Below are 5,324 nucleotides of genomic sequence, written 5' to 3'. Positions count from 1 at the left end.
GGGGTTGGCAATGGATGAAGTCAGCAATGAATTTGTCTCTTTGGTCAGCATCAAACTCGCTGCGTCACCGTTTTCCCGGTGGGGTATGCATTTCTTTTTTACGGAGAGTTTGATCCTGGCTCAGGATGAACGCTGGCGGCGTGCTTAACACATGCAAGTCGAACGGTGAACACGGAGCTTGCTCTGTGGGATCAGTGGCGAACGGGTGAGTAACACGTGAGCAACCTGCCCCTGACTCTGGGATAAGCGCTGGAAACGGCGTCTAATACTGGATATGTGACGTGACCGCATGGTCTGCGTCTGGAAAGAATTTCGGTTGGGGATGGGCTCGCGGCCTATCAGCTTGTTGGTGAGGTAATGGCTCACCAAGGCGTCGACGGGTAGCCGGCCTGAGAGGGTGACCGGCCACACTGGGACTGAGACACGGCCCAGACTCCTACGGGAGGCAGCAGTGGGGAATATTGCACAATGGGCGCAAGCCTGATGCAGCAACGCCGCGTGAGGGACGACGGCCTTCGGGTTGTAAACCTCTTTTAGCAGGGAAGAAGCGAAAGTGACGGTACCTGCAGAAAAAGCGCCGGCTAACTACGTGCCAGCAGCCGCGGTAATACGTAGGGCGCAAGCGTTATCCGGAATTATTGGGCGTAAAGAGCTCGTAGGCGGTTTGTCGCGTCTGCTGTGAAATCCGGAGGCTCAACCTCCGGCCTGCAGTGGGTACGGGCAGACTAGAGTGCGGTAGGGGAGATTGGAATTCCTGGTGTAGCGGTGGAATGCGCAGATATCAGGAGGAACACCGATGGCGAAGGCAGATCTCTGGGCCGTAACTGACGCTGAGGAGCGAAAGGGTGGGGAGCAAACAGGCTTAGATACCCTGGTAGTCCACCCCGTAAACGTTGGGAACTAGTTGTGGGGTCCATTCCACGGATTCCGTGACGCAGCTAACGCATTAAGTTCCCCGCCTGGGGAGTACGGCCGCAAGGCTAAAACTCAAAGGAATTGACGGGGACCCGCACAAGCGGCGGAGCATGCGGATTAATTCGATGCAACGCGAAGAACCTTACCAAGGCTTGACATATACGAGAACGGGCCAGAAATGGTCAACTCTTTGGACACTCGTAAACAGGTGGTGCATGGTTGTCGTCAGCTCGTGTCGTGAGATGTTGGGTTAAGTCCCGCAACGAGCGCAACCCTCGTTCTATGTTGCCAGCACGTAATGGTGGGAACTCATGGGATACTGCCGGGGTCAACTCGGAGGAAGGTGGGGATGACGTCAAATCATCATGCCCCTTATGTCTTGGGCTTCACGCATGCTACAATGGCCGGTACAAAGGGCTGCAATACCGCGAGGTGGAGCGAATCCCAAAAAGCCGGTCCCAGTTCGGATTGAGGTCTGCAACTCGACCTCATGAAGTCGGAGTCGCTAGTAATCGCAGATCAGCAACGCTGCGGTGAATACGTTCCCGGGTCTTGTACACACCGCCCGTCAAGTCATGAAAGTCGGTAACACCTGAAGCCGGTGGCCTAACCCTTGTGGAGGGAGCCGTCGAAGGTGGGATCGGTAATTAGGACTAAGTCGTAACAAGGTAGCCGTACCGGAAGGTGCGGCTGGATCACCTCCTTTCTAAGGAGCATCTGACACTTTCGGGTGTCCAGAACCCAGATCGAAGGCATACGTTCTTCGCTGGGAGCTCAGGGGTGGAACATTTGACATGGTGCGAGGGATGTTGTTCTTCTCCAGTACGCCGCTTCGGTGGTTGGAACGGGGAGGGTGACGGATGTCGCACCTGCACGCTGTTGGGTCCTGAGGGACCGGATGCGCTTTGACCTTTCGGGGTTGGAAGCATTTGGTTACTCTGGGCCTCTTTCTGTTTCTCCATGTTTGTGGGGTTGTGGATTGGGGCACCGCCCGTACTTTGAGAACTACACAGTGGACGCGAGCATCTTGCAACAGCCTTCGGGTTGTTGCACAAGATGATCTTAAAGATCATTAGTCAATTTCAGATCCCGCCTTCGGGTGGGGTCGAGTTTTTGATTCAAACTCATGTGATTTCAAGTCTTTAAGAGCAAACGGTGGATGCCTTGGCATCTGGAGCCGAAGAAGGACGTAGCAATCTGCGATAAGCCTCGGGGAACTGATAAGCAAGTTTTGATCCGAGGGTGTCCGAATGGGGAAACCCCGCTGGGCGGCGTGCCGACCTAGTGACTCCCGCCTGAATATATAGGGCGGGTAGAGGGAACGTGGGGAAGTGAAACATCTCAGTACCCACAGGAAGAGAAAGCAACCGCGATTCCGTTAGTAGTGGCGAGCGAAACCGGATCAGGCTAAACCTAGCGTGTGTGATAGCCGGCAGGCGTTGCACGTTGGGGGTTGTGGGACTTTTCAGTCATCTCTGCCGAGGTGGCGGCGTTACAAGAAGGTATAGACGAACGGTCTTGAAAGGCCGGTCATAGAGGGTGCCAACCCCGTAGTCGAAATGCCTCTCTTGGCGCGAAGAGTATCCCAAGTAGCACGGGGCCCGTGAAATCCCGTGTGAATCTGTCAGGACCACCTGATAAGCCTAAATACTCCCAGATGACCGATAGCGGACAAGTACCGTGAGGGAAAGGTGAAAAGTACCCCGGGAGGGGAGTGAAATAGTACCTGAAACCGTTTGCTTACAAACCGTTGGAGCCTCCTTAGTAGGGGTGACAGCGTGCCTTTTGAAGAATGAGCCTGCGAGTTAGCGATATGTGGCGAGGTTAACCCGTGTGGGGTAGCCGTAGCGAAAGCGAGTCTGAATAGGGCGATTCAGTCGCATGTCCTAGACCCGAAGCGAAGTGATCTATCCATGGCCAGGTTGAAGCACGTGTAAGAGCGTGTGGAGGACCGAACCCACTTAGGTTGAAAACTGAGGGGATGAGCTGTGGATAGGGGTGAAAGGCCAATCAAACTTCGTGATAGCTGGTTCTCTCCGAAATGCATTTAGGTGCAGCGTTGCGTGTTTCTTGCCGGAGGTAGAGCTACTGGATGGCCGATGGGCCCTACAAGGTTACTGACGTCAGCCAAACTCCGAATGCCGGTAAGTGAGAGCGCAGCAGTGAGACTGTGGGGGATAAGCTTCATAGTCGAGAGGGAAACAACCCAGACCACCAACTAAGGTCCCAAAGCGCGTGCTAAGTGGGAAAGGATGTGGAGTTGCTGTGACAACCAGGAGGTTGGCTTAGAAGCAGCCACCCTTGAAAGAGTGCGTAATAGCTCACTGGTCAAGTGATTCCGCGCCGACAATGTAACGGGGCTCAAGCACGCCACCGAAGTTGTGGCATTGACATTATTGGTAGGCCTTCGTGGTCCAGCCGTGTTGATGGGTAGGAGAGCGTCGTGTGGCCAGCGAAGCGGCGGTGTAAACCAGCCGTGGAGGCTACACGAGTGAGAATGCAGGCATGAGTAGCGAATGACGTGTGAGAAACACGTCCTCCGAAAGACCAAGGGTTCCAGGGTCAAGCTAATCTTCCCTGGGTAAGTCGGGACCTAAGGCGAGGCCGACAGGCGTAGTCGATGGACAACGGGTTGATATTCCCGTACCGGCGAAGAACCGCCCAAGCTAATCCAGTAGTGCTAAGTGTCTGAATCCCAGTGACTGATCCCTTCGGGGTGACGCTCTGGGCCTAGCGCACGACCCCATTCTGGTGCGGTTAGCGTATTAACAGGTGTGACGCAGGAAGGTAGCCCAAGCCAGGCGATGGTTGTCCTGGTGCAAGTGCGTAGGCCGAGTCGTAGGCAAATCCGCGATTCACATAGGCTGAGACACGATGCGGATAAAAAGTGGGTGATCCTATGCTGCCAAGAAAAGCATCGACGCGAGGTTCTAGCCGCCCGTACCCCAAACCGACTCAGGTGGTCAGGTAGAGAATACCAAGGAGATCGAGAGAATCGTGGTTAAGGAACTCGGCAAAATGCCCCCGTAACTTCGGGAGAAGGGGGGCCATCCACTTATACGGATTTACTCCGAAAAGGGTGTGGTGGCCGCAGAGACTAGTGGGTAGCGACTGTTTACTAAAAACACAGGTCCGTGCCAAGTCGCAAGACGATGTATACGGACTGACGCCTGCCCGGTGCTGGAAGGTTAAGAGGACCGGTTAGCCGCAAGGCGAAGCTGAGAATTTAAGCCCCAGTAAACGGCGGTGGTAACTATAACCATCCTAAGGTAGCGAAATTCCTTGTCGGGTAAGTTCCGACCTGCACGAATGGCGTAACGACTTCCCAACTGTCTCAACCGCGAACTCGGCGAAATTGCATTACGAGTAAAGATGCTCGTTACGCGCAGCAGGACGGAAAGACCCCGTGACCTTTACTACAGCTTGGTATTGGTGTTCGGTGTGGCTTGTGTAGGATAGGTGGGAGACTTTGAAGCATGGACGCTAGTTCGTGTGGAGTCATTGTTGAAATACCACTCTGGTCACTCTGGATATCTAACTTCGAACCGTAATCCGGTTCAGGGACAGTGCCTGGTGGGTAGTTTAACTGGGGCGGTTGCCTCCCAAAAAGTAACGGAGGCGCCCAAAGGTTCCCTCAACCTGGTTGGCAATCAGGTGTCGAGTGTAAGTGCACAAGGGAGCTTGACTGTGAGACTGACAGGTCGAGCAGGGACGAAAGTCGGGACTAGTGATCCGGCAGTGGCTTGTGGAAGCGCTGTCGCTCAACGGATAAAAGGTACCTCGGGGATAACAGGCTGATCTTGCCCAAGAGTCCATATCGACGGCATGGTTTGGCACCTCGATGTCGGCTCGTCGCATCCTGGGGCTGGAGTAGGTCCCAAGGGTTGGGCTGTTCGCCCATTAAAGCGGTACGCGAGCTGGGTTTAGAACGTCGTGAGACAGTTCGGTCCCTATCCGCTGCGCGCGTAGGAAATTTGAGAGGATCTGACCCTAGTACGAGAGGACCGGGTTGGACGAACCTCTGGTGTGTCAGTTGTTCCGCCAGGAGCACCGCTGATTAGCTACGTTCGGGATGGATAACCGCTGAAAGCATCTAAGCGGGAAGCCGGCCTCAAGATGAGATTTCCATACCTTCGGGTGAGAGGCTCCCAGCCAGACTACTGGGTTGATAGGCCAGATGTGGAAGTGCAGTAATGCATGCAGCTGACTGGTACTAATAAGCCGATGACTTGATAACACACCGTTTGTTGGTGCTACGCGTCCACTGAGTGGTTCTCGATGTACGGTCGAGAACCGCATAACAACAATGACTTTGTTATGTGTTTGATTGAAACATCAATAGTGTTTCGGCGGCCATAGCGTGAGGGAAACGCCCGGTTACATTCCGAACCCGGAAGCTAAGCCTCACA

General features: G+C 54.5%; 3 rRNA genes (1 of these 3 cut by a window edge). All 3 read left to right on the top strand.

What is annotated here, in order from left to right:
- Positions 1 to 97 precede the first annotated feature (97 nt).
- Positions 98 to 1,621, top strand: a 16S ribosomal RNA gene (locus DSP71_RS24615).
- Positions 1,622 to 2,047: 426 nt separating this feature from the next.
- Positions 2,048 to 5,152, top strand: a 23S ribosomal RNA gene (locus DSP71_RS24610).
- 108 nt (positions 5,153 to 5,260) lie between these two features.
- Positions 5,261 to 5,324, top strand: a 5S ribosomal RNA gene (rrf, locus tag DSP71_RS24605); it runs 105 nt beyond the window's last position.
- Together the 16S, 23S and 5S rRNA genes form the textbook arrangement of a ribosomal RNA operon.

Source organism: Microbacterium sp. H6, from assembly GCF_003314775.1.
GTDB lineage: Bacteria > Actinomycetota > Actinomycetes > Actinomycetales > Microbacteriaceae > Microbacterium > Microbacterium oxydans.
The sequence above is the reverse complement of the archived record's forward strand: the minus strand, read 5'-3'. Positions and strand labels throughout refer to the sequence as shown.